16 protein-coding genes are annotated in these 23,145 nt (G+C 57.9%); 7 read left to right on the forward strand and 9 right to left on the reverse strand.

What is annotated here, in order from left to right:
- Nucleotides 1-78: 78 nt before the first annotated feature.
- The 3 genes from GVI59_RS15275 to GVI59_RS15285 are packed head-to-tail and all read left to right on the forward strand — an operon-like array spanning nucleotide 79 to nucleotide 4,178.
- Entirely contained in the window at nucleotides 79-1,239 is a 1,161-nt protein-coding gene (locus GVI59_RS15275) for an iron-containing alcohol dehydrogenase (protein ID WP_173575002.1), read from the forward strand.
- Between the two features lie 16 nt (nucleotides 1,240-1,255).
- A complete protein-coding gene (locus GVI59_RS15280) occupies nucleotides 1,256-2,644 on the forward strand; it encodes an MFS transporter (protein ID WP_173575003.1) in 1,389 nt (462 codons plus the stop codon).
- 40 nt (nucleotides 2,645-2,684) lie between these two features.
- A complete protein-coding gene (locus GVI59_RS15285) occupies nucleotides 2,685-4,178 on the forward strand; it encodes a CoA-acylating methylmalonate-semialdehyde dehydrogenase (protein WP_173575004.1) in 1,494 nt (497 codons plus the stop codon).
- Between the two features lie 216 nt (nucleotides 4,179-4,394).
- On the opposite strand, the gene GVI59_RS15290 is transcribed toward GVI59_RS15285, so the two are convergent.
- Together GVI59_RS15290 and GVI59_RS15295 are read right to left on the reverse strand one after the other, a co-directional pair.
- Entirely contained in the window at nucleotides 4,395-5,552 is a 1,158-nt protein-coding gene (locus tag GVI59_RS15290) for a glycosyltransferase family 4 protein (protein WP_173575005.1), read from the reverse strand.
- Nucleotides 5,549-6,763 carry a glycosyltransferase family 4 protein gene (locus GVI59_RS15295; protein WP_242013151.1) on the reverse strand — a complete coding sequence of 405 codons (1,215 nt, stop codon included), beginning with the start codon at nucleotides 6,761-6,763 and terminating at the stop codon, nucleotides 5,549-5,551. Before GVI59_RS15295 ends, GVI59_RS15290 begins: the two co-directional genes overlap by 4 nt.
- Before the next feature lie 180 nt (nucleotides 6,764-6,943).
- On the opposite strand from GVI59_RS15295, the gene argE reads away from it, so the two are divergent.
- Together argE and GVI59_RS15305 are read left to right on the forward strand one after the other, a co-directional pair.
- Entirely contained in the window at nucleotides 6,944-8,185 is a 1,242-nt protein-coding gene (gene argE, locus GVI59_RS15300) for an acetylornithine deacetylase (protein ID WP_338422112.1), read from the forward strand.
- 19 nt (nucleotides 8,186-8,204) lie between these two features.
- Nucleotides 8,205-9,221 (forward strand): M14 family metallopeptidase, encoded by a 1,017-nt coding sequence (locus GVI59_RS15305; RefSeq protein WP_194299159.1) that lies wholly within the window; start codon nucleotides 8,205-8,207, stop codon nucleotides 9,219-9,221.
- Between the two features lie 42 nt (nucleotides 9,222-9,263).
- Here GVI59_RS15305 and GVI59_RS15310 read toward each other — a convergent pair whose 3' ends face one another.
- The 6 genes from GVI59_RS15310 to GVI59_RS15335 all read right to left on the reverse strand — a co-directional run bounded on the left by GVI59_RS15310 (nucleotide 9,264) and on the right by GVI59_RS15335 (nucleotide 18,929).
- Entirely contained in the window at nucleotides 9,264-10,856 is a 1,593-nt protein-coding gene (locus tag GVI59_RS15310; RefSeq protein ID WP_173575007.1) for an efflux transporter outer membrane subunit, read from the reverse strand.
- Nucleotides 10,853-12,037 (reverse strand): efflux RND transporter periplasmic adaptor subunit, encoded by a 1,185-nt coding sequence (locus tag GVI59_RS15315; RefSeq protein ID WP_173575008.1) that lies wholly within the window; start codon nucleotides 12,035-12,037, stop codon nucleotides 10,853-10,855. The genes GVI59_RS15310 and GVI59_RS15315 overlap by 4 nt, the downstream gene beginning before the upstream one ends.
- Nucleotides 12,037-15,210, reverse strand: coding sequence for an efflux RND transporter permease subunit (locus GVI59_RS15320; protein WP_173575009.1), 3,174 nt, complete (start codon nucleotides 15,208-15,210; stop codon nucleotides 12,037-12,039). The genes GVI59_RS15315 and GVI59_RS15320 overlap by 1 nt, the downstream gene beginning before the upstream one ends.
- 244 nt (nucleotides 15,211-15,454) lie before the next feature.
- Nucleotides 15,455-16,042 (reverse strand): WHG domain-containing protein, encoded by a 588-nt coding sequence (locus tag GVI59_RS19395; RefSeq protein ID WP_173575010.1) that lies wholly within the window; start codon nucleotides 16,040-16,042, stop codon nucleotides 15,455-15,457.
- 662 nt (nucleotides 16,043-16,704) lie between these two features.
- Nucleotides 16,705-17,472: an SDR family NAD(P)-dependent oxidoreductase gene (locus GVI59_RS15330; protein WP_173575011.1), complete on the reverse strand. Its 768-nt coding sequence runs from the start codon at nucleotides 17,470-17,472 to the stop codon at nucleotides 16,705-16,707.
- An 11-nt stretch (nucleotides 17,473-17,483) separates the two neighbouring features.
- Complete coding sequence (locus tag GVI59_RS15335; protein ID WP_173575012.1) at nucleotides 17,484-18,929, reverse strand: amino acid permease; 1,446 nt, start codon at nucleotides 18,927-18,929, stop codon at nucleotides 17,484-17,486.
- A 142-nt stretch (nucleotides 18,930-19,071) separates the two neighbouring features.
- Between GVI59_RS15335 and GVI59_RS15340 the strand changes: the two genes are divergently transcribed.
- Entirely contained in the window at nucleotides 19,072-19,890 is an 819-nt protein-coding gene (locus tag GVI59_RS15340) for a LuxR C-terminal-related transcriptional regulator (protein ID WP_173575013.1), read from the forward strand.
- A gap of 184 nt (nucleotides 19,891-20,074) precedes the next feature.
- Here GVI59_RS15340 and glyA read toward each other — a convergent pair whose 3' ends face one another.
- A complete protein-coding gene (glyA, locus tag GVI59_RS15345; RefSeq protein WP_173575024.1) occupies nucleotides 20,075-21,364 on the reverse strand; it encodes a serine hydroxymethyltransferase in 1,290 nt (429 codons plus the stop codon).
- A gap of 172 nt (nucleotides 21,365-21,536) precedes the next feature.
- On the opposite strand from glyA, the gene GVI59_RS15350 reads away from it, so the two are divergent.
- Nucleotides 21,537-22,994, forward strand: a complete 1,458-nt coding sequence (locus tag GVI59_RS15350; RefSeq protein ID WP_173575014.1) for an amino acid permease — start codon at nucleotides 21,537-21,539, stop codon at nucleotides 22,992-22,994.
- Nucleotides 22,995-23,145: the final 151 nt, after the last annotated feature.

The following is a 23,145-nucleotide window of genomic DNA, read 5'->3' on the forward strand; positions in this document are numbered from 1 at the left end:
GTCAGACACTTTCATCCGTACAAAAGAGATGGAGCAGGACCGAGGTCCGGAACTCCATCCGCGAAAAGGGGAATTCTGATGACTGCACTGGTCCTTCCACCTTTTGTCCGGCTCGGGGGCGGCGCGCTGAACGACCTTCCGGAAGCCCTGCAACAGGCCGGTCTCAAAGCGCCTTTCATCATCACCGATCCGTTCATGGCCTCAGGCGGCGTGCTCGAACGGGTCAGGGACATCCTCGAACAGGCCGGATACGCCATGCGAGCCTTTACGGAGACCGTTCCGGACCCGACCGTCGCATGCGTAAACGCCGCCCTCGCCATGCTGCGGGACGGTCAGCATGACTGCGTGATCGGACTGGGCGGTGGCAGCCCGATCGATACCGCCAAGATGGTCGCCGTGCTTGCACGACACGACACGACACCGTCCGGTCTCAAGGTCCCGCATATCCAGAACACGCCGGGACTGCCGGTCATCGCCATTCCGACAACCGCCGGAACAGGGTCGGAAGCCACGCGGGTCACCGTCATCACCGATGAGGTGTCCGATGAGAAAATGCTCTGCATGGGACCGGCCTACCAGCCTCACATCGCCATCGTGGATTATGAACTGACCCTGACGATGCCACGCAGGCTGACAGCCGATACCGGCACTGACGCCCTGACCCATGCGCTGGAAGCCTGGGTCTCGAAAAAGGCTTCTCCCTTCACCGATGCGCTGGCCCTGACCGCAATGCAGCGGATCTGGAGATGGCTACCCGTTGCCTGCGAGGAGCCCGGCAACCGCGAGGCCCGCGCCGCCGTGATGCAGGGCGCTTTCGAGGCCGGCATGGCGTTCTCGAACGCCTCCGTCGCGCTGGTGCATGGCATGAGCCGGCCCATCGGGGCGCATTTTCATGTGCCGCACGGTCTGTCCAACGCGATGCTGCTGCCGGAGATCACGGCGTGGTCCCTCTCCGGCGCGCCGGAGCGCTATGCAATGGCCGCCCGCATGATGGGGATTGCAGATGCGGGAGCATCCGATGACGCCGCAGGTGAGGCGCTCGTGGAAGGGCTGCGCCGCAGAAACCGGGAAATCGGTGTGCCGACGCCGAAAGAACACGGTCTCGATGTCGCACGCTGGGACAATCTTCTGCCGCTGATGGCGGAGCAGGCGCTGGCTTCCGGATCGCCCGCCAACAATCCGCGTGTGCCGACGGCGCAGGACATCGTCGCGCTCTACCACCGCGTCTGGGCCGCATAACAGGGAGGACCGCAGCATGAGCAGCGTTACAGCCTCTTCCAAAATCCGTTCGATGCATGGTCTGGTTTTTGCTTCCAGCGTCGGCACCATCATCGAATGGTATGATTTCTTTCTCTATGGCTGCCTCGCGATTTTCTTCGCGCAGATGTTCTATCCGCCCGGCAACGGAATGGCCGCCACGCTGATCAGTGTGGCGACGTTCGCAACCGGTTTCGCCGTCCGTCCACTCGGCAGTCTGGTCTTCGGTCATTTCGGAGACCGTTTCGGACGCAAGATCACGTTTCTCACCACCCTGCTGATCATGGGCTGTTCAACAGCCGCCATCGGTGCGCTGCCTGATTTCAAAACCGCCGGCTATGTCGCGCCGGTTCTGCTCATCACGCTGCGGATCATTCAGGGGCTGGCTCTGGGCGGAGAATATGGCGGCGCCGCCACCTATGTGGCCGAACATGCTCCCGCCACGGAACGCGGCAAATGGGCGAGCTATATTCAGGCCATGGCGTCCGGCGGCTTCGTTCTGGCGCTGGGCATCGTCCTCGGGCTGCGTCTGGGGCTGGGCGAGGAGAGCTTCACCGCGTGGGGCTGGCGTCTGCCATTCCTGTTCTCCATCGTGCTGGTCGGCGTGTCTTTCCGCATCCGTATGCGGTTGCATGAATCTCCCGTGTTTCTGGAGATGAAACAGAACCAGCAGGTCTCTTCTTCTCCCATCCGGGACGCCTTCACCATTCCCGGCAATGCGCGCCGCATTGTAACCTTTCTGTTCGGCGTTTCCTGCGCTCAGGCCGTGACCTTCTACACAGCCCAGTTCTACGCCCTGTATTTTCTGGAAAGCGTCCTGAAGGTCGCCTTCCTGCCCGCGACTCTCTCCGTGGCTGTCGGTGCACTGTGCGGCCTGCCGTTCTTCGTGATCTTCGGCCGCCTGTCTGACAGTATCGGCCGCAAGCCTCTTTCTCTGGCCGGCATGGCCACCGCTGCCGTTCTCTACCTGCCGCTGTTCATGGTTCTGAAATCCTGTGTTCATGACGGTGGAATTGACGCTCTTCCCATCGCCGCCATCGTGTTCGTCCTCGTGGTCATCGCCGCGCTGATCTACGGCCCCTATGGCGCATTCATCGTCGAGAGCTTTCCGGCGGCGGTGCGCTACACCTCGATTTCCATTCCCTACCATATCGGGAACGGTATTTTCGGTGGCTTCCTTCCGCTCATCAGCCTCAGTCTCGTCTCACGCACCGGAAATGTCTTCGCCGGGCTGCTCTACCCCGCAGCGATCTGCATCATCGGTTTCTTTGTCACGCTGTTTTTCGTGCCTGAAACGCTGCCTTCCGCCGTCAATGGTGAAAAACGCAGGGGCATTTCCCTATCTCACGAACCCCTGACCACCGCGACGGCCCACCCCGCCGAATAACCCCTAATTTTTCACTCTTTCCTGACAAGGACAAAATAAAATGAAAATCATTCCTCACTTCATTGGTGGCCGGAAAACCGAAGGCGCTGGCCAGCGTCGTTCGGATGTCTTCAACCCCGCAACCGGCGCAGTGCAGGCTCAGGTCGCGCTCGGAGATGCGGCGGATCTGGAAGCCGCTGTTGCCGCCGCACGGGCCGTCTTTCCGAAATGGGCCGATACGCCTGCCCTGACCCGCTCCCGCATCCTGTTCCGTGTCCGCGATCTGGTGGAGAAGCGCGCCGATGAACTCGCCGCTGTGATTTCCGCCGAACATGGCAAGACAATTCCGGATGCAAAGGGAGAAGTCACACGCGGTATGGAGGTCATTGAGTTCGCCACGGCGGCTCCGGAAATTCTCAAGGGCGAATATACCGAACAGGTCAGTCGGGGCATTGACGCCTGGACGATGCGCCAGCCGCTCGGCATCGCCGCCGGCATCACGCCGTTCAATTTTCCCGTCATGGTTCCGCTGTGGATGGCGCCGATGGCGATTGCGACCGGCAACTGTTTCATCATCAAACCTTCTGAGCGCGATCCTTCAGCGTCCGTGTTGCTGGCTGAGATTTTCAAGGAAGCAGGCCTGCCTGACGGCGTGTTGCAGGTGCTGCATGGCGACAAGGATATGGTCAACGCAATCCTTGAGCATCCCGAAATCAAGGCTGTCAGCTTTGTCGGTTCCACGCCGATCGCCAAGCACGTTTACGCAACAGGCACGGCGCATGGCAAGCGCGTGCAGGCTCTGGGCGGGGCGAAAAACCACGCCATCGTCATGCCAGATTGCGATCTGGACAAAACCGTGGACGCTCTCACGGGCGCGGCCTGGGGTTCGGCTGGCGAACGCTGTATGGCGATCTCGGTCGCCGTCGCCGTGGGGCCCGTGGCGGATGCACTCGTAAACAAGCTGGCCGAACGGGCCAGAACGCTGAAGATCGGCCCCGGCGAGGATGGCAGCAACGATATGGGACCGCTGATCACGGCGCAGCATCGCGAGCGTGTGTGCAGACTGGTGGATTCCGGGGTCGAACAGGGAGCGACACTGGTCGTGGACGGGCGTGAACATGTCATTTCCGGCCATGAGAAAGGCTTCTTCACCGGCGCCTCACTTTTCGACAATGTCACCTGTGACATGAAGATTTATCAGGAAGAGATATTCGGTCCGGTTCTGTGCGTCATGCGCGCTCCGGATTTTGAAACAGCCCTCAAACTGGTGAATGACAGCCCGTTCGGCAACGGGACCGCCATCTTCACCCGCGATGGCGACACCGCCCGTACCTTTACACACCGCGTTCAGGCGGGAATGATCGGCATCAACGTGCCAATCCCCGTGCCTATGGCGTTTCACTCTTTCGGCGGATGGAAAGACTCGCTGTTCGGAGACCACCACATGCACGGACCGGAAGGGGTGCGCTTCTTCACACGCCTGAAGGCCGTCACCAGCCGTTGGCCTGAGGGGATCCGCAACGGTGCAGAATTCTCCATGCCTACGCTGGGATAATGCCGCGCACTGCCATGGAAAATTCCTGAAAAGGAAGTCGTTATCACGCCGGTCTGAAATCCGGCGTGATAACGGACCACTGTTTTCAAAGATGCCGCTTACATCCCGCGAACACGACCTGAGACGTGCTGGCCACAGGATCGGACAATCTCCAGCAGGTAAAAAAGCGCAGAAGATCAGGACTCATTATTTCCTGCCACCATATTTCGTAAAACCTCACGAAAACGGTGCCACTACAACTCCCACCTGCGATGTTTCCTGACGACGTCTGCATTTCTCAACGTCACTCAACATAGTCGCCGCCATTTTCTCCCACAGGAAATCGGTTTGCTGCACGACCTGACACGGCGCGGCTGGTCCCGCCACGATCAACGCCTCCAACGCATCTCTCAGAGCGGTCACATCGACATCGCACAGGGTCACGCCCGGAAGCCCGGCGAACTGTTCTTCCAGCCCGCCTACACGCGTGGCCAGCACCTGCTTTCCTGCGGCGATGGCGACAGCTCCGACGCCGCTCTGGCTGGCTTCCCGATAGGGCAACACCATCGCATCGGCCCAGTCCACGAGACTGGGGATCTCCTCTTCCTCCACCCATCGGTTTTCCACCGACACATGTGGAAGCACCGCCAGCTTCTGCAATTCGCCTGAATCCGGGCCGCTGCCGACGATACGACACTCATATTCAAGGGTTGGCGGCAGGCGCTTCAGCGCTTCCAGAAGCAGATCAAGCCCCTTGTAAGCCAGCAGTCTCCCGAACATGAGCAGCCGCACAGGACCGGGCGGCCGTTCGGCAGGCGGCATCCTGCCTTTCCCCTGCATGGCCGGATAATCGAATGGAGGCAGGCTGGCGACCATGATCTCGCGTTCCTGCATCCCCACCTGCTCACGCAACTGGTTGGCGACATGATGCGTCAGGGCGACAATGCCCTGCGCCTGCCGGATCAGGATATTCTGCAACGTATGCTGGAGAGGGAAACCATCCCCGGGATGAGGAAGGGCATCGTGAACGATGACGATCAACGGGACGCCGGCACAGCGCAGAGCACACGCCATCAGAAGATCAATTGGTCCCGCCATGGCGCAGATGGCCAGATCAGGCCGCCAGCGCCGCAGCATCCTCAGCAGTCGCGGAATAACGACAGGCGCGCCGAGAAGACGAACCAGCAATCCGCTCAGACTCCCATAGGTTTCCACCTGCCACACTGTCATCGCATCATGGGGAAAGCCCGGGGCTGTGAGGATCTCGGCACGGCGGGACAGGGACAGCATGACTTCCCGCCCCGGCAGGCGCGCTATCGCCTGAGCAAGATTAAGCCCGAAACGCGGCCCGCCTCCACGCCGCCCCCACTGCCAGACCAGAACCCGCTTCATCATGCCGACACTCTCTGCGCGTTCGCGTGCGTCGTGGTCCCGCGTGTCAGTGCGTGGTGAGCCGCCAGCAGTTCGCTTCCGGAAAACCGTTCCGCAGCGACACGCGCCGCCTGCACGCCAAGCCTCTGGCGCAGGGCGGCGTCATCGGCGGCACGGGACAGCATCTCGCTCGCGGCCCGGCTATCCGCCTCGGCCCAGACGGCCCCTTCCGCCTCAAAAACACCACGGGGATCGCGGGCAGGCGCCAGACGATATGGAACAGGCAGGCCGCACTCCGCGTTCAGGAATTCCGACGTTGCCGACCAGTCGGTTGCGATCACGGTGCGCCCCAGACGCATGGCCTCTGCCGGAACGAGTCCGAAGCCTTCGCTGCGATGCAGGGAGAGTACGATGTCGGCGCACCGGATCAGGGCCTGCGAATCCTCCGCCGGAAACAGCCGTTCCTCAATGCGGATATTCCTCGCTCCGGTGATGGCGGCCCGCAGACGCTCCATATCCTCGGGGTAATGTCCGGCATGTGAGACTTTCAGCAGCAGGAACCGGTCTGAACGCTCACCGAACGCCCTGCGAAACGCCTGAATGGCCGCCAGCGGATTCTTGCGCTCGAAGCTGGAGGCCAGACTGAAGGAGACCAGCACGACAACGGCGTTATCCGGCAGGCCGAAAGAGCTGCGTTCCAGATGCGAGGGACGGAGCGGATCAGCGGCCAGCGCATGAGGCACCACCCTCACCCGACCGGGCATGATCGTTTCAAGCGCACGGGCGGAAAACAGCGACGGTGTCCAGACCTCGTGAACACAGCCCACAGCCGTCTTCCAGAGCGGCGGGACGACAGGCAGTTCCCACGCCCAGTATCCGATGATCCGACGATTGCGCAGAAATCCGCGTCCCAGCTTCAACAGAACAGAAGGCAAAGAAGGCGCGTTGACGTGCACTATCAGCGGGGACCGGGTCGGCGCGTCCGGGGGCGCTGACGCTCCCTCAAGCAGACTGGCCTGAAAGCCGCTGGCCGGAATCCCGAGCGCGCGGCAGGCCCGCAGCATAATGCGCGCACCTTCTCCCAGACCTGACGCCCTGTTGATCTCTCCTCCGATGAGCAGATGCTCGCCAGCAACCGGCGCCGGATGGTGCGCCTTCGGAGCCAGCCACGCAGTAAGACCCGCCGCCCCGCGTCTGCGCGGTTCTGCGGGGAGCTTGCGCCAGAGGCTGTGCAAAGGATGATACTCTTTGTCAGAGAGGGGATTCAAATCCAGAAAATCCGCATATTCTCAAAAATTATTCAAATCTTTCAAAGACTTGAACAGATGCCTACCCGTGCCGCAAAAGCAGCGACGCGTCCAGTCATCACAGATGGTCATCCCTGAATGATCCGGGATTGCAGCGGACGCCCAGACGTGAATACTCTCCCCGTCATGGATGACGCCCGCTCCTCTTTCCCGGCCCCACACCCCGGCTCGACCGACAGCGTCGCCATGCTTGGTCATATCGTGTCGTTCAACACGACCAGCACGCACTCCAATCTTCCGCTCATCAACTGGATCGGAGAGTGGATGGATGCTCACGGCGTCTTCTGGTCGCTCAGCTACAATCCAGAGAAAACCAAGGCCAATCTGCACGCCATCATCGGGCCGCGCACGGCGGGCGGCCTCGCTTTTGCCGGACATGTCGACACGGTGCCGGTCGAAGGACAGCACTGGTCATCCGACCCGTTCCAGCTCCACGAAAACGGCGCCCGCCTGACCGCCCGCGGAGCCGCAGACATGAAGGGTTTTGTAGCCTGCATGCTGGCGGCCGTGCCGGATCTGGCGGCCATGGACCTGAAGCGCCCCATTCACATGCTCTTTACCCATGACGAAGAGATCACCTGCGATGGCGCACGGATCGCCATGCAGCAGGCGCAGGCAGACCACCTCCTGCCGTCATGGTGTGTTGTGGGTGAACCGACTCTCATGCTGCCGGTCATCGGGCACAAGGGGCGTCTGTCGGTGCGTCTGACCGCTCACGGCAAGGCGGGCCATTCGGCTTATCCTGCGGAGGGCGTGAACGCGCTCCACGCTCTTGGGGAAGCCATGGCGTGGGTTGCCGAGGAAGCGCGGCGCTTTGCGTTCGAAGGACGACAGGTGGACGGGTTTCATCCACCTCACTCCACTATCCAGATCGGACTGGCCAGAGGCGGTGTGGCGCTCAACATCATCCCCGATCACGCGGAAGCCGAGATCGAATGGCGCACCGTCCCCGGCGATGATGCACACGCTCTTCTTGACCGCATGAAGCAGGCGCTGGCCGGGACCGACCAGTGGATGAAGAAAGCTTCACCTGAGTGCGGACTGACCTTTGAGGTCATCAACGAACTGCCTCCCCTCGCCCTTCCGAATAATGACCCGCTCGCTACGGTGGTGAGACAATCCGTCGGAACCAACGCGGAGGGCTTCATCTCCTACGGAACGGAAGCCGGGATTTATCAGCAGGCGGGAATGACGAGCATTGTGTGCGGTCCCGGCAGCATTGAGCAGGCGCATCGCCCCGATGAATGGATCGAACGCAGCCAGCTGACAGCCTGCGACCGATTTCTCCGTGACATGACCCGTCGCGTCTGCCTTGCCGACACAGCGCCTCTCCCCACCAGCACAATGTGACGCCGGATAGCCGCACATCATGGAGCCCCCCACGTCAGGTCGAGACTTTTCTGTCCGCACCACTCCCAGAAAGCGGTTATCCGAACAGTTACCCCCCGCGTCACGCACCCTCCCCTCTCTTCCCGTTGAATTACCCCAGCCGGATCTCTCACCATGGTGCGAGGGGAATGTCGGCATTCCCGGTGTGCATCGGCTGACTGGCGCCCTGCCCGGTCCTCACGTCGCCATCACCGCACTGATGCATGGAAATGAATATGCAGGGGCGATCGTTCTTGCAGACCTGCTCAGGCGGGGTTTTGTCCCCCAACGCGGCACACTGTCACTGATCTTTCTCAATCTCGCTGCTTTCGCCCGTTTCTCTCCGCAAAACCCGATCATGTCCCGCTTTGTCGATGAAGACATGAACCGGCTATGGGACATAACTCCAGAAAAGTCGATCTCTCATTCCAGCGAACAGGCGCGCGTGCGCCAGCTTCTGCCCTATATCGAGACAATCGACAGACTTCTTGATCTGCACTCGATGTTGTGGCCTTCCGGGCCGCTGATGCTGGCGGGTCCATCCGAAAAAGGCGTGTCTCTGGCGTCCTCTATCGGCACGCCTTCGCTCATCGTGGCGGATGGGGGGCATCGCGCCGGGCCGAGACTGATCGACCTGCCTCATTTCACCAACGCAACCTCGGCCACACAGGCCTGTCTTCTGGAAGCGGGCCAGCACTGGACATGGGCTTCCCTGAAAACAACACAGGAAACTGTCCGTCGTTTTCTATCCGTTTCGGAAATGGAAAAAGAGACCGAACACTCTGAAGGCCCTCTTACGATTGCAGATGTCACGCACCGGATTACCGCCCATACGGGGAACTTTCGTTTCATTCATCCCTTTGCGAGCGGCACTGTCATTCCAGCCCGGGGCACGCTCATCGCGCAGGACGGTCCGGATGAAATCCGAACCCCTTACGACCATTGCCTGCTTGTGATGCCCAATTTCAGAACAGCGCGAAACCACACGGCCGTGCGGCTGGCCCGTATCCGATCATGACAATGGCCTGAAAGGGTTTCCTTCAGGCCATTCTGTTTTCGACTACTGCATTCTTTCCTGCGCAGATCGGCCGGTTACGAGATTCTCGAACTGCTCGGGTGGCTGCGCCGCAATGCCGCCTGCCGCTTTGGGGTAATGCAGGTTGCCATACTGCAGAACGTCAAACGTCATTGTCTGGTCAGGGGTTGGCAGCAGCTTGTCATTCCAGCCTCCTCCCGTGGAGCGGATCAGGCTGACAACCGCCTGTTCTGCCCGGACTGCGACTTCCACTTCGGCAATACGCGCATCAAGAGCGGCTTCCTGCGCCACGATCGCTTCAAGGTAGTTCGAGAGCCCACCTTTATAAAGCGTCATTGTCATGCTCTGCATATCCATGGCCGTGCCGACGGCTCCCTTGAGACGCATATCCTCCTGACGCAGCAGTCGGACACGGGACTGTTCATCTTCCACTTCCCTGAACGCCGAGAGAATGGTGGAACGATAGGAATCCCGTGTTTCACGATAGACGGACCATGAATACTGTAACGCTGCACGACGCAGGCCGCCTTCAAAAATCGGCATGGAGGCCGAGGCTCCATAACTCCACATGCTGTTGGCCAGTTTTGCGAGATCGAAACCGTTGGCATTGAAACCACCATTCGCCCGCAGGGAAATGTGCGGATAGAAGGCTGCCCGTGCGACACCAATGGAGCGATTGGCCTGCGCCATCACCCGCTCGGCCGCCGCGATATCCGGACGCCGTTGCAGCAGTTCAGAAGGAACGCCAAGCGACACATCCACCGCGCGAAACGAGAAATTATCACGCGGCTCGATATGAAAACTCTCCGGCGCCGTGTTGGTGAGAACCGCAATCGCATGTTCCGTCACCTCGCGCTGCGCCCGCACATCCAGTTCGGCAGCCTGCGCCACGTAAAGTCTGTTCTGTGCACGTGCAAGATCGAGACGGGGAGCGGCCTGATTGTCCAGCTGCGTGCGCGTCATGTCCACCGCTTTGCCGTAATAGCCGATGGACTGACGATAGATCGCATCCTGCGCGTCATACCCTCTGAGAGCGATATAATCCGACGCCAGATCAGCAGCGAGACTCAGACGGACACCGGCAAAATCAGCGGCCTTTTCCTGAGCAGCGAATTTCTGCATCCGTACCTGATTGCGGATTTCCGACCAGAAATCAGGCTCCCAGGAGGCAAGACCGCCATAGAATTCGTCGGTCGCGGTCGTAGCGCCCTTGTAGCGGAACAGCGCGTCGGCTGACTGCTTGTTGTCGGAAGCGCCAAACGCCAGTCCGAAATGCGGCAATAGATCGGCACGCGCCTTCATCACCAGCGACCGCGCCTGCACAAACCGTTCGGCCGCCGCCTGAAGATCCGCATTCTGCTCCACAGCGCGTTGCTCAAGATCGTCCAGAACGGGATCACCAAGAAGTGTCCACCAGTTTACAGGAATCTGGAGTTCCGCAGGCGTCGCTTTCGCAAAAGGCGTCTGGCCGGTCCAACTGTCTGGCACGACAAAATGCGGAGCCTCGTAACGGGGCGCGAGATCGCACCCGGACAGGGCCGCAACCGACGCCAGAGCGCATGTCCCCGTCATGATCCGTTTCAGAACGGACGAAGATCTGATCGAAAGCTGGCTCATCCTTCGATTTCCTCATCTTCACGCTCGTAGCCTTTGGCCGGAACCACAACGCGGACTTCCTGATTGTCCAGAAGATCGGCAGGCGGATTGCGAATGATCCGATCGCCCGGCTGAAGCCCGGAAATCACGTCCGTGCGTGTATCAGCCATTCTGCCAACCGTGATGGACCGGAAATGCGCGTGGTTGTCATTGGACACAACGGCCACCTGCATTCCCGCTTCCTGAAACACCAGTGTCGAGGTCGGGATCTGCCAGATACCACCTTCTGCCGGTGATGTCAGATGCACGGACGCAAAGGTGCCCGGCCAGAGCAGGTGATCCGGATTATCGATCGTAAATTCCGTGACCGCTGTGCGTGTATTCGGATCATAACCTTTGGCGATAGTCAGGAAATGCGCCTCGAATGTCCGGTTCGGAAACTGGGGGACCGACACCGTTGCGGTGAGGCCCGGCTTGAGCATGTAGGAAAAGACTTCCGGAACAGAAATAAACAGTCTCATCCGGTGCATATCGGAAACCACGAACATCTGGTTCGCATCGCCGCTGGCGGAATGCTCTCCCCCGCCCGCGCTGACATAATCCCCCACATTGATATCACGGGATGTCACGACACCATCAAAGGGCGCGACCACGGTCTTGAATTTTTCGAGTGCCGAAAAACGATCCAGATTATGCTGCGACGCCTGCATTTCAGCGTAACCGGATTTCCTGTTTGCATCGGCTACGGAAACAGACTGACCGGAGACAGCCTGCGACTGAGCCATCGCATGCCACCTGTTCGCACTGACAACCGTCAGGTTGTACTTCGCTGCCTGTGCGTCGAGATCAGCTTTCGCCTGAGCAAACTGGGCATCGAGACCGGGCGCATTGATGTCCGCGAGAACGTCTCCCGCTTTCACATCAGAACCGAAATCCTTATACCACATCTTAACATAACCGGATGCCTGTGGATAGATCGGCGCCTGATACCAGGCGTCCACTGTTCCTGGCAGGGTCAGGGAGAGAGTCTTTGCTCCCGGCTCCGGCGTGACAACCTCCACATCCGGAATGGCGCTGTGTCCAGTAACCAGCGTCACCTCATGATCGGAATGAATCCGTTCAACGATGACATAGCCCGAAGCCAGAACGAGAACGCCAGCAACCAGAAACAATCCGGAATATTTACGGATCGAACGCGCCATCACACGGCCTCCTTGCGAGAAGATTTTCGGCTGTAGAAAATTGCATAGACACAGGGAACAAAGAGAAGTGTCGAAACCGTCGCGACAATCAGACCACCAATGACGGCCTTGCCCAGCGGAGCGTTCTGGGAGTTGCTGATGGACATGGGCACCATGCCGACAATCATGGCGCTGGCCGTCATGATGACCGGGCGTATACGTCCATAACCGGCTTCCAGCGCCGCTTTCAGTGGTTCTCCATGCACGGCCAGTCTTTCTCTTGCGTAATCAACGACAAGAATGGAGTTGGCCGTCGCCGTTCCCATGCACATGATGGCTCCGGTCAGTGCTGGCACGGAGAGATGCGTGCGCGTCAGGAACAGGCTCCAGGCAATACCAGCCAACGCCCCCGGCAGCGCCGAGATGATGATGAACGGATCAAGCCAAGACTGAAAATTGACGACAATGAGAAGATAGATGAGGACGACGGACACGATCAGTCCACCCACCAGTTCCTTATATGCCGAACTCATGGTCGTCGCCTGTCCCTCGACATCCACAACGGATCCCTGTGGTACGTCTTTTTTCGTCAGTTCCACTTCGCGTTTGACGCCATCAAGCACGGAGCCAAGATCGGTGCCTTCCGCCGACACATAGATATCGAATGCCGGCATGGAGTTATAATGAGAGACTTCGCCCGGCGTACCGATTGCCCTGATCCGGCTCATCGCTCCCAGAAGCTGCATGGATTTTCCGGAAGGGTCACCGTCACCCTTGTCGATGGGAATGGTCAGGAGATCATTGTAATGAATCAGCTGATCCTGTGACACATACGTATTCAGCGTGAAGGTTACGCCCATTTTCGGATCAAACCAGTACTGGGGATCGACCTGCGAACTGCCAGACAGAGTCATCAGTTCGTTATCGGCAAGATTGCCCTCATCAATCCCGGTAGCCTGTTCAAACGTGCGGTCCCCTTCCACAAACAGGGTTGGCGTGCGCATCGTCTGCTGGAGAGAAACATCGGCTGCACCAGAGACCTTTCGGATTCTGTCGGCCAGAACGACAGCGTAGTTATAGCTTGCGCGAAGATCCGGTCCGCCAATCTTGACGTCGATCGGTGACGGTGAACCGAAATTCAGGATCTTTGCTGTCAGGTCAGCAGGCTGGAAGGTGAAGACCGTTCCGGGAAAACTCGCGGACAGACCACGACGGAGAATGGCGCGATAATCCCAGACTGGCGATGCTTCATCAGTCAGTGAAATCGTCAGATCGCAATCCTGTGCACCCAGTGTAGGGGTAGGAATAAATGCCTGATTATGCGCGCCTTCCGGCAATCCGCAGTTACTGACAACATCTTCCACCTTACCGGGCAGAAGCTCCCCGATCCTGTCACTGACAAGTGTCGCGATACGTCCGGCAACTTCGATGCGTGTCCCGAGCGGTGTGCGCATGTGCATCTGCAACTGACCGGATTTGATTTCCGGGAAGAAGTCACGCCCGGACACGGCATAAAGACCACAGGACAGCACGGAAATTCCAAGGAAGATTCCGACAAAAACTGTTCTTTTACGGATCAGGCCTTCCAGAAGCACACCATAGGATTCACGAAACCGGGTAAATTTCCTCTCGAAACCCTTCTGGAACCGCGTAAAGGCATTATTTCCATGCGGAAGCGCCTCATGCTCTTCACCATGTGCACCTGGATGAACATGCCCGGCGAAAAGATATTTCGCCATGGTCGGCACCAGTGTCCGGGACAGAATGAAAGAAGCGACCATGGCGAAGATGATGGCTTCGGCCATCGGCATGAAAAGCCAACCCGCTACACCATCGAGTTCAAAAAGGGGCAGCCAGACAATGCAGATACAGGTTGTGGAAACGAATGTCGGGATGACAATCTGGTTGGCGGCGTCAATGATCGCCTCTTCCAGTTCCTTTCCCATTTCAAGATGCGTATCGATATTTTCGATCATGACCGTTGCGTCATCAACAAGAATACCAACAGCCAGAGCCAGACCACCCAATGTCATGACATTGATCGTCTGTCCGACCCAGCCAAGTCCGATGATCGAGCAGAGAATGGCCAGCGGAATGGACGTGGCGATAATGACAGTTGATCGCCATGATCCAAGAAACAGCAGAACAACCAGTCCCGTCAGTGCGGCGGCCGTCACCATTTCCCGCATCACGTCGTGAATGGAATCCTTCACAAAGCCCGATGCATCACTAAGAATGCTGATTTTGACACTTGATGGCAGCACCGCCTGAAGACGCGGCATCATCTTTTTTACATTGTCCACCACGTCCAACGTGGAGGCTTCGCCGCTTTTCATGACCACCATGATGACGGCCTGCTTGCCCTTGACCAGAACGCTGTTGCTCTGGGGGTGGCCGCCACGATAGACCTGCCCGACGTCACGGATATAAACGACCGCGTTGCCAACACGCTTGATCGGAATATCCGCGATATCGTCAAGGCTTCTCGGTGTTGCGTTCGTCTGCACCATCCAGTCTGTCGGACCGATTTTCTGATCACCCGCCGGTCTGACGACGTTCTGATGATCCAGCGCATTCTGCACATCCATCGCCGAAAGATGATGGGCCTGAAGCTGCTGCTGGCTCAGCGAAATCATAACAAAACTGTCCATGCCGCCATAAGGTTGCGGCACGACGGCTCCCGGCACCGTCACCAGCAGGGAACGAATACGGATAAAGGCCAGTTTCCACAAATCTGATGGTGTCATCACATCAGATGTCAGTTTCAGGGTAACAACAGGAACCGACGAAGCCTCCAGTCGCATGATCATCGGTGCAGCAATATGCTGGGGCAATTGCTGGATGACTGTCTGGGAAATGGCGGTTACGTCGGCTTCCGCCGCGCCGATATCCGTTCCGGGCTGAAAATAGATTTTCACGATCCCCCGGCCATAATAGGAATCGGCTTCCATGTGCTCGATCCCCTCCACGGTGGAGGTCACGCCCTGTTCGAAATTGTACATGATGCGCCCGGAAAACTCTTCGGGAAGCATACCGGAATAGGACCAGACAACTGCGATGGCCGGAATTCTGATATTTGGAAAAACGTCAGTTGGTGTCTTTTTTATTGAAAGAAGACCGAACATGACGATCAGAATTGAAAGAACAATAAACGTGTAAGGCCGCCGCAGAGCGGTGACGACGATTGCATTCATCGAACTGCCTTGCGTTAAGAGAGCAGGAGCCTGTCACTGCGCCGGACGCAGCAGTGCAAATGACTGGCTGTCCGGCCGCGGAAGCGGATGGCGCCCAGACATCTTTTGACATATCCACTTTTGAGGAATGGCTGATATAAAATTCTTTTTTAAATATGAGCCGACCCGGCCTTAAACCTCGCCTCTGGCGGCAAAGTCCGCCTTACAAGCACAGTATCTTTTGTTCAGGCTTTTTTTGATTGTTTCAGCTCTTATTGCTCATTCTTTTAACAAGAAGCCGGATTCGCGTCTCGACATCCTCATGACTGCCTCCAAGCCGACGATCAAGTCCAAGAACGACGACGCCATGCACCGCTTCATACATCGTGCGGGCGAGAACAGATCGCTCCTGCACTGAGGCAGGCATGTCTTCAGCGAATAAATTAGCGATGCGGTCCAGAAGGCTATCGCGCAGGGCGAGGTAATCGGCAGGAAGCTCCTCCTGTGCGCCCCAGCGTAAGGCGAACAGCGCTTCCCAGCGATTCAGATGATCACGGGCGTATCTGAAATATCCCAGCGCCAGCGCTTCCAGCTTCTGCTGCGTGGAGCCGGGCATATTTTCCGCTTCGGCAAACATGAAGTTTCCCATTTCCAGAAGCGTGCGGGCGTTCACGTCCAGAATCACATTGTCCAGTCCGCCGAAAAGATAACCAAGGGATCCCAGTGCGCAGCCGGCTTTTCCGGTCACGGCGCGCGCAGAGCAGGATCGGAACCCTTCTTCAATGATGATCTGTTCCGCCGCATCCGTGATGGCGCTTCTGAGTGCTTCCGGATCCTTGCCTTTTCGTGCCACGCTTCATTCTCCTGTTCGTCTGCTTACTTACCCTTATGACATACGGGGAGAAAAAATGAACGATGTTCAGCAACAATACATCAATAAGGAATTCATCATGAGCGCACCTCGCCCTGCCTCAAGCATCATCGTTGCCTCAAGCTGGTGGTGTTCATCTGGATCAGCTTCGAGGGTATCCCGCTCCATGCCGGTGGAAGGTTGGCGGTAGGCTTATCTGAGCCTTTCAGGACTGTTTCTGCTGCAGTCTTCCATTGCCCTGTCACGAACCCTGCGCATCAGACCGAAGTAGAAGCTGTGAAAAATTCCTGAGTGAAATGCAGTGTGTTTTGCAGACAGATTTCCCCTTACCAGCCTCAACTAAAAACAAGTAAGATCAAAAAATCTGCGTCCCTTTGTGAAGATGGAGAAAAACTCACAAAAGAACGCAGTCATAAAACAGCAAGAGAAAAAAGCCATTTTGTTTCGGAGATACACCTATTGAATAATGAGACAGCTCTTGGTCTGTGTATTTCACAGCTCCCGAGCAATAATGTTCTCACTGCCTGCAATCGAAAACTACGCACATGGTACATGGCTTCCTTCGTTCAACGGCTTTTTCGGCAGCGCGATGCCCTTCCCTGTCGGGAGAAAGCATCGCTTATCAAGATCCCCGGGCAATGCACCTACCCGGCGGTAAAGCCGTTATCCACATAGAGATACGTACCATTGATAAAACGAGCATCGTCGCTGGCAAGAAACAGGACAGCATCAGCAACCTCATCGGGCGTAGCTGCACGTCCCTGACGGGCCGTCAGTTCCTCTTCGGATGCTCCCACCCCATAAGCCTGTAATGCCGCAATTTCCTTTCGACCATGGGGTGTATCAATAAAGCCGGGGCAAACAGCATTGCACCGTATGTTTCGGTCGCGGAACTCCATGGCGATGGCGCGCGCGAACATATGGCATGCTCCTTTGGTAGCGTTATACGCGACTTCAGTAGGTGTCGCAGCCGTAGCGGAGATGGAAGATGTGCAGACAATGGCGCCGCCGCCACCTGCGATCATGTGAGGCAGCGCCGCTTTAGTTACGAGAAACATGCTTTTTACATTGATGGCAAATAACTCATCCCACTCTTCCGTCTCAATCTCGAGGAATGGCTTGATGAGTATCGTCCCAGCGTGATTGAAGAGCACATTGATCTTGCCAAAAGTGTCGATACAGGCCTGCATCCCTCGACTGACCATGTGAGGGTCAGAAACATCGACATGGAAAAAGGCGACCTGATGCCCGAGAGTCGAGAGCTGTTCCGCAAGTTTCTCACCCGCAATGACATTGCGGTCAAATATGGCGACCTGAGCTCCCTCTTCAGCAAAACGGACGACACTGGCCGCACCCACTCCGGTTGCTCCTCCTGAGACGATAACGGTTTTATCCAGAAATTTCTGTTTCATTTTCTATTTCCTTACCGGGATTCATCGACTGTTACGGAACGACGTGCGGCGAGCACGACCCCCACACAGAAGACTGCGATCAAGACGAGAGGAATCAGCATGACTGAGACAATGCTCTGATCTGGCGAGGAAGGGCGGGGCCATACCAGGTTGATCAATGCACCGATCTCGAAAGCAAGAGCGACCAGAGTGAGAAGCCAGCCCAGCCGTCCCAGATGGAAGGGACCCGATGGCTTCCAGCCACGCAGGCGGGCAAAAACGGCGGCAAGCAGCACCATTGTAAAGGTTGTGTAGATGCCCGCCGTAGCGAAATTGATGACGGCTTCCGCAATATGAGGGGCAAAGCCGCCGATGAGCAGGACGATGCAGGGCAGCACGGTTGCGGCAAGCACAGCGGCCGTTGGCAGACCCGTGCGTGGATTGACCTGAGACATTGCGGCAGAAAACGGAATCATCCCGTCCCGCCCCATGGAAAAGAGAAGACGACTTGTCGACGCGATCACGGAAATGGCGGCGCTGAATGCGACCAGCATCAGACATCCGAACATGGCGGTCGCCCCTACAGGACCAATCGCGTTTCTCAGGGCCGCATCAGCCGGATTGGCGACTGCCCCTGAAACGGCGCCAACCATGTCAGGAACAGCCAGAATCATGCCAAGAGCGATCAGAAGAGCCGATCCGCCACCAGCAAGCATGGTTGTGAGCATGGCGCGCGGCACTTCCCGTGAAGCATCATGCACCTCTTCTGCCAGATCGCCGCACGCTTCATGTCCAAAGAATATCCATATTCCCAGCAGACTCGCCGCAAACATGGCGCCCGTTGAATGCCCTGCACCGGCACCAAAGTCTTCGAACAGGACGTGGAAAGGCTGAATACGGGCAAAAAGCAGCATATAGACGCCGCAGACGCCCAGTCCGATCAGACCGGCCCAGACACCGAGTTCGGTCATTTTCCCCAGAACTTTTGTGCCTATCAGGTTGAGCGACGCAGAGAGGATGATGATGACCAAAGCGACGCAGGTATCGAAAGTGTTTGTGGCTTCCATGCCTGTCAGGGCCGCCAGATAGGGCGCAACGCCAGCGGCAAGTCCCGCGGCGACACCCACGAGCGCAAGAAAATACATCCAGCCCGTGAGGAAGCCCCAGCGATCTCCGACAAGGCGTCGCGCCCATTGGTAAACACCACCCGCGATTGGATACTGGGAGGATATTTCGGCAAAAATCAGCGCATTGATCGTATGACCAAGCAGAACCAGCGGCATCGTCCAGAAGAAGGCCGGGCCTGCTGTCGTGAGGGCGTAGGCGAACAATGCGTAAAAGCCCGCGAGGGGGCTCATATAAGAATAGCCTACGGAGAAATCTGCAAAAAATCCAAGAACCCGATGGAATTCCGGCTTATAGCCAAACTGTTCGAGGCTGCTGTCATCGGACTGGAGGGCGGGGTCGTTGCCTGACATAATCTTCTCCGTTGTCGGCGGACATTCCACTCAACTTTATGGTTTCTTTGTCGCAACAATATGCTGGGGAGAAAACTTGGGGTATATCCCGAAAGGGATAGTCGGATGATGTGCCGCTTTAAAATGCGGAGAGGAAACTCTTGTGCCCAAGCTGATTGATGCTCTTGTGGAACTGTCAACTTTCGTCATCAGACACATGGATGAAAGCGCACTCTTCAGGGAAATTGATTCGATCCTCAATCGTGTGGCGAGCTTTGATATTTCCGTAGTCTTCGCATACCCGCTCTCAGAAAAACCTGTGGTTCTTCATGATGGTCTGAAAGAAATATCCCTTCCAAACGCCATGGAAGACTATCTGGCAGGAGGGTATCTTCTTGATGCAGTATATGTCGCCTGCATGCAGGGCCTGCCGGATGGTCTCTATCGTTTGAGCACGTTGGCTCCGGACGCCTTCTTTGAAAGCGAATACTTTCTCTCTCCTCTCATTCATCCCTGCATCTCAATGGAAAGCGGGAGTCTGGTTGAGGAAATCGCTTTCTGTACACGGGCTCCAGACGGCACGGCTCTGGTCTATTCCCTGATGCGCTCCAAAGGATCAAAAGCATTCTCCGAACAGGAGTTTTCACAACTCAAATCATTTTCCTCCATCATCAATGCCGTGATGGTGCGGCACTGGCGTCAGCAGGTGGAGCGAAAAACATCAGGACAGGAAGAGACAAAATTCAGCAGGGAAGCCTTGAATATCTCTTTTCATAACTTTGAACGCGACCGCCTCTCCACACGGGAGCAGGATGTCGTTGCGCTTCTGTTGCGTGGACACAGCTCCTTATCTGCTGCAAAAAATCTGGGAATTACTGAGGGAACCGTTAAAATTCATCGCAAAAATATCTATGCGAAACTTGGCATTTCAAGCCAGAGCATGCTGTTTTCTCATTTCATTACATCCATGATCAAGAACTGATCTGAAGATTCGAAAACTGCCAGAGTTCAGCAATCAGCAAATCGCACGACCACCCTCCGAACGCATGTCCATTTCGTCATTTCCCTGCTGATGCCAGCGTTCATATAAGAAAGGCCGTATCTCCCCTCAGGAAGATACGGCCTTTTTCGTCAGTGAAACTGTCCTCACTTAGGAACAGGCAGAATCACTTTTTATAGATCGGGAACTTCGCGCAGAGCGCCTTGACGCGCTCGTGGACGGCGTTCTCGACAGCCGCATCGCCCTCGCCACCAGCGGCGGCCAGCGCGGTCAGAACCTCGTCGATCATCTCGCCGACCTCACGGAACTCGGCCTCGCGGAAACCGCGCGCCGTCGCCGCCGGACTGCCCAGACGGATGCCCGACGTGATCGCCGGCTTCTCCGGGTCAAACGGCACGGCGTTCTTGTTCGCCGTGATGCCCGCGCGTTCCAGAGCCTTTTCCGCGATCTTGCCCGTCACTTTCTTCGGACGCAGATCGACCAGCAGCAGATGGCTGTCCGTGCCACCCGTCACGAGGTCGAAACCACGCGCTACCAGCGTCTCGCCCAGCACCTTCGCGTTGGCGGCGACGGCCTTCTGGTAGTCCTTGAACTCCGGCTTCAGCGCCTCGCCGAACGCGACGGTCTTGGCGGCGATCACGTGCATCAGCGGACCGCCCTGCAGGCCGGGGAACACGGCGGAGTTGATCTTCTTCGCCAGCGCCTCGCTGTTTGTCAGAATCAGGCCACCACGCGGACCACGCAGCGTCTTGTGCGTCGTCGTGGTGACGATGTCGGCGTGCGGAACCGGGCTCGGATACAGACCGGCCGCCACCAGACCGGCGAAGTGCGCCATGTCGACCATCAGGAAAGCGCCGACCTCGTCAGCGATCTTGCGGAAGCGGGCAAAGTCGATGATGCGCGGATAGGCCGAGCTGCCGGCGACGATCAGCTTCGGCTTGTGCTCGCGGGCCAGCGATTCCATCTCGTCATAGTCGAGATAACCGTCCTGCTTGCGCACGCCATACTGCACGGCGTTGAACCACTTGCCGGAATAGTTCGGGGCCGCACCGTGTGTGAGGTGGCCACCAGCGGCGAGGCTCATGCCCAGCACCGTGTCGCCCGGCGCGACAACCGCCATGAACGCCGCCTGGTTGGCGTTGGCGCCCGAGTGCGGCTGCACGTTGGCGAAGCCCGCGCCGAACATCTGTTTCGCGCGCTCGATGGCGAGGACCTCGACCTTGTCGACCTCGGAGCAGCCGCCATAGTAGCGACGGCCCGGATAACCCTCGGCGTATTTGTTGGTCAGAACGCTGCCCTGAGCCTGCAGCACAGCCTCCGACACCATGTTCTCAGACGCAATCAGCTCGATCCCGTCGCGCTGACGCTCGAACTCGCTCGCAATCGCCGACGCGACCTCGGCGTCAACCTCAGCCAACGAAGACTGGAAAAAGCGATGCAGATCCGTCTCGCTCATATTGAAACTCCCTGTCCCAGAGCCACTCATCACAAAGCAGGTAGCCCCGAAACCGGACGCCCAACCCGAAACGTACCTTGCTGTTGGCGTGGTTGTAGCCTTTTCATGGACGGAAAACCACACCTCGCGCATAGATGGTCCGCACAGAGACGTTTCAAGGACAGCCTTACCCATGCCTCAGCCGCCCCGGCCCAGCTCATCATCCCTTTTCCGTCGCAAACCCATGGATGCCGCCCCGGAAGACAGTGGCCTGAAACGTGTGCTGGGTCCGGTCACTCTGGTCGCCCTCGGCGTAGGGGCGACCATCGGCGCCGGGCTGTTCTCGCTGACAGGCATTGCGGCAGGCGACAATGCGGGTCCGGCCGTGACGCTGTCCTATATCATCGCCGCCATCGCCTGTGGATTTGCGGGGCTCTGTTACAGCGAACTGGCGGGCATGATTCCTGTCGCGGGAAGCGCCTACTCCTATGCCTATGTGACGATGGGCGAACTGATCGCATGGATCATCGGCTGGGATCTGGTTCTGGAATATGCCGTCGGGGCCGCGACCGTCTCGGTCAGCTGGTCGGGCTATGTGACCTCGCTCCTCGCTGGATGGGGCATTCATCTCCCGGCGCGCTTCACCGCTTCACCGTTTCAGACCGTTCATCTGGCGGATGGCAGCACTGCCAGCGGCATCGCCAACCTCCCGGCAGCCTTCATCATCATTCTCGTCTCCCTGCTGCTGATCCGGGGCACCTCCGCCTCAGCGAAGGTGAATGCGGTCATCGTCGCCCTCAAACTCTCGGTCATTGCCGCCTTTATCGGCTTTGGCATCCCGTGGATCGATACAGCCAACTATCACCCGTTCATTCCGCCCAATGAGGGGACATTCGGTCATTTCGGCTTTTCCGGCGTCATGCGTGCGGCGGGCACCATCTTCTTCGCCTATATCGGATTTGACGCGCTCTCCACCGCCGCGCAGGAGACCAAAAATCCCAAGCGCGATATCCCCATCGGTATTCTCGGCAGTCTGGCCATCTGTGCGCTGGCTTATGTGACCTTTTCCTTCGTGCTGACCGGAATCGTGAACTACGCCGATATGGCTGGCGACCCCGCCCCTGTCGCCACGGCCATCGACCGGACCCACATCACCTGGCTTCAGATCGCCATCAAGTTCGGCATCATTGGCGGCTTCACCTCCGTGCTGCTGATGCTGCTGCTGGGACAGAGCCGCGTCTTTTTCGCGATGTCCCGTGATGGCCTTCTGCCCGCACTGTTCAGCCGGACCCATGCCCGCTTTCACACACCGTGGCTGTCCAACCTGTTCTTCATGATGCTGACGGGGCTGCTGGCCGCCTTCCTGCCGATTGCCGAGCTGGGCCATATGACGTCCATCGGCACGCTGCTCGCCTTCATTATCGTCTGTGTCGGCGTACTCGTGCTCCGCCGTCAGGCTCCCGACGTCGAGCGCAAGTTTCGCGTGCCCGGCGGCCCGGTCATTCCGCTGGCCGGTATCCTGTCCTGTCTGGTTGTCATGGTGTCTCTGGACGCCCTGACCTGGCTTCGGCTCTTTGTGTGGCTCGGGATCGGTCTGGGCGTCTATTTTCTTTACGGACGTCAGAAAAGCAGACTCGCCGGAGCGGACTGACCTTCCGGCTGACTCAACGAGACAAATCATGATCCGGTATTGAAACGGTCCTTAACCTGAAAGAACGCCCTTTTTACCGGATCATGTGCACCATTTAAGCAAGACGGGCGTTTCTTCTGGTGGTGTAGTGTCGGCGCTCTTACTATTACCG

It is taken from the genome of Acetobacter sicerae, assembly GCF_011516765.1.
GTDB classification, from domain to species: Bacteria; Pseudomonadota; Alphaproteobacteria; order Acetobacterales; family Acetobacteraceae; genus Acetobacter; species Acetobacter sicerae.

What these genes read in the sequence shown, in the direction of transcription:
- GVI59_RS15275 (WP_173575002.1), top strand. Translation starts at nt 79, where the DNA reads ATGACTGCACTGGTCCTTCCACCTTTTGTCCGGCTCGGGGGCGGCGCG.
- GVI59_RS15280 (WP_173575003.1), top strand. Translation starts at nt 1,256, where the DNA reads ATGAGCAGCGTTACAGCCTCTTCCAAAATCCGTTCGATGCATGGTCTG.
- GVI59_RS15285 (WP_173575004.1), top strand. Translation starts at nt 2,685, where the DNA reads ATGAAAATCATTCCTCACTTCATTGGTGGCCGGAAAACCGAAGGCGCT.
- GVI59_RS15290 (WP_173575005.1), bottom strand. Translation starts at nt 5,552, where the DNA reads ATGATGAAGCGGGTTCTGGTCTGGCAGTGGGGGCGGCGTGGAGGCGGG.
- GVI59_RS15305 (WP_194299159.1), top strand. Translation starts at nt 8,205, where the DNA reads ATGGAGCCCCCCACGTCAGGTCGAGACTTTTCTGTCCGCACCACTCCC.
- GVI59_RS15310 (WP_173575007.1), bottom strand. Translation starts at nt 10,856, where the DNA reads ATGAGCCAGCTTTCGATCAGATCTTCGTCCGTTCTGAAACGGATCATG.
- GVI59_RS15315 (WP_173575008.1), bottom strand. Translation starts at nt 12,037, where the DNA reads ATGGCGCGTTCGATCCGTAAATATTCCGGATTGTTTCTGGTTGCTGGC.
- GVI59_RS15320 (WP_173575009.1), bottom strand. Translation starts at nt 15,210, where the DNA reads ATGAATGCAATCGTCGTCACCGCTCTGCGGCGGCCTTACACGTTTATT.
- GVI59_RS15330 (WP_173575011.1), bottom strand. Translation starts at nt 17,472, where the DNA reads ATGAAACAGAAATTTCTGGATAAAACCGTTATCGTCTCAGGAGGAGCA.
- GVI59_RS15335 (WP_173575012.1), bottom strand. Translation starts at nt 18,929, where the DNA reads ATGTCAGGCAACGACCCCGCCCTCCAGTCCGATGACAGCAGCCTCGAA.
- glyA (WP_173575024.1), bottom strand. Translation starts at nt 21,364, where the DNA reads ATGAGCGAGACGGATCTGCATCGCTTTTTCCAGTCTTCGTTGGCTGAG.
- GVI59_RS15350 (WP_173575014.1), top strand. Translation starts at nt 21,537, where the DNA reads ATGCCTCAGCCGCCCCGGCCCAGCTCATCATCCCTTTTCCGTCGCAAA.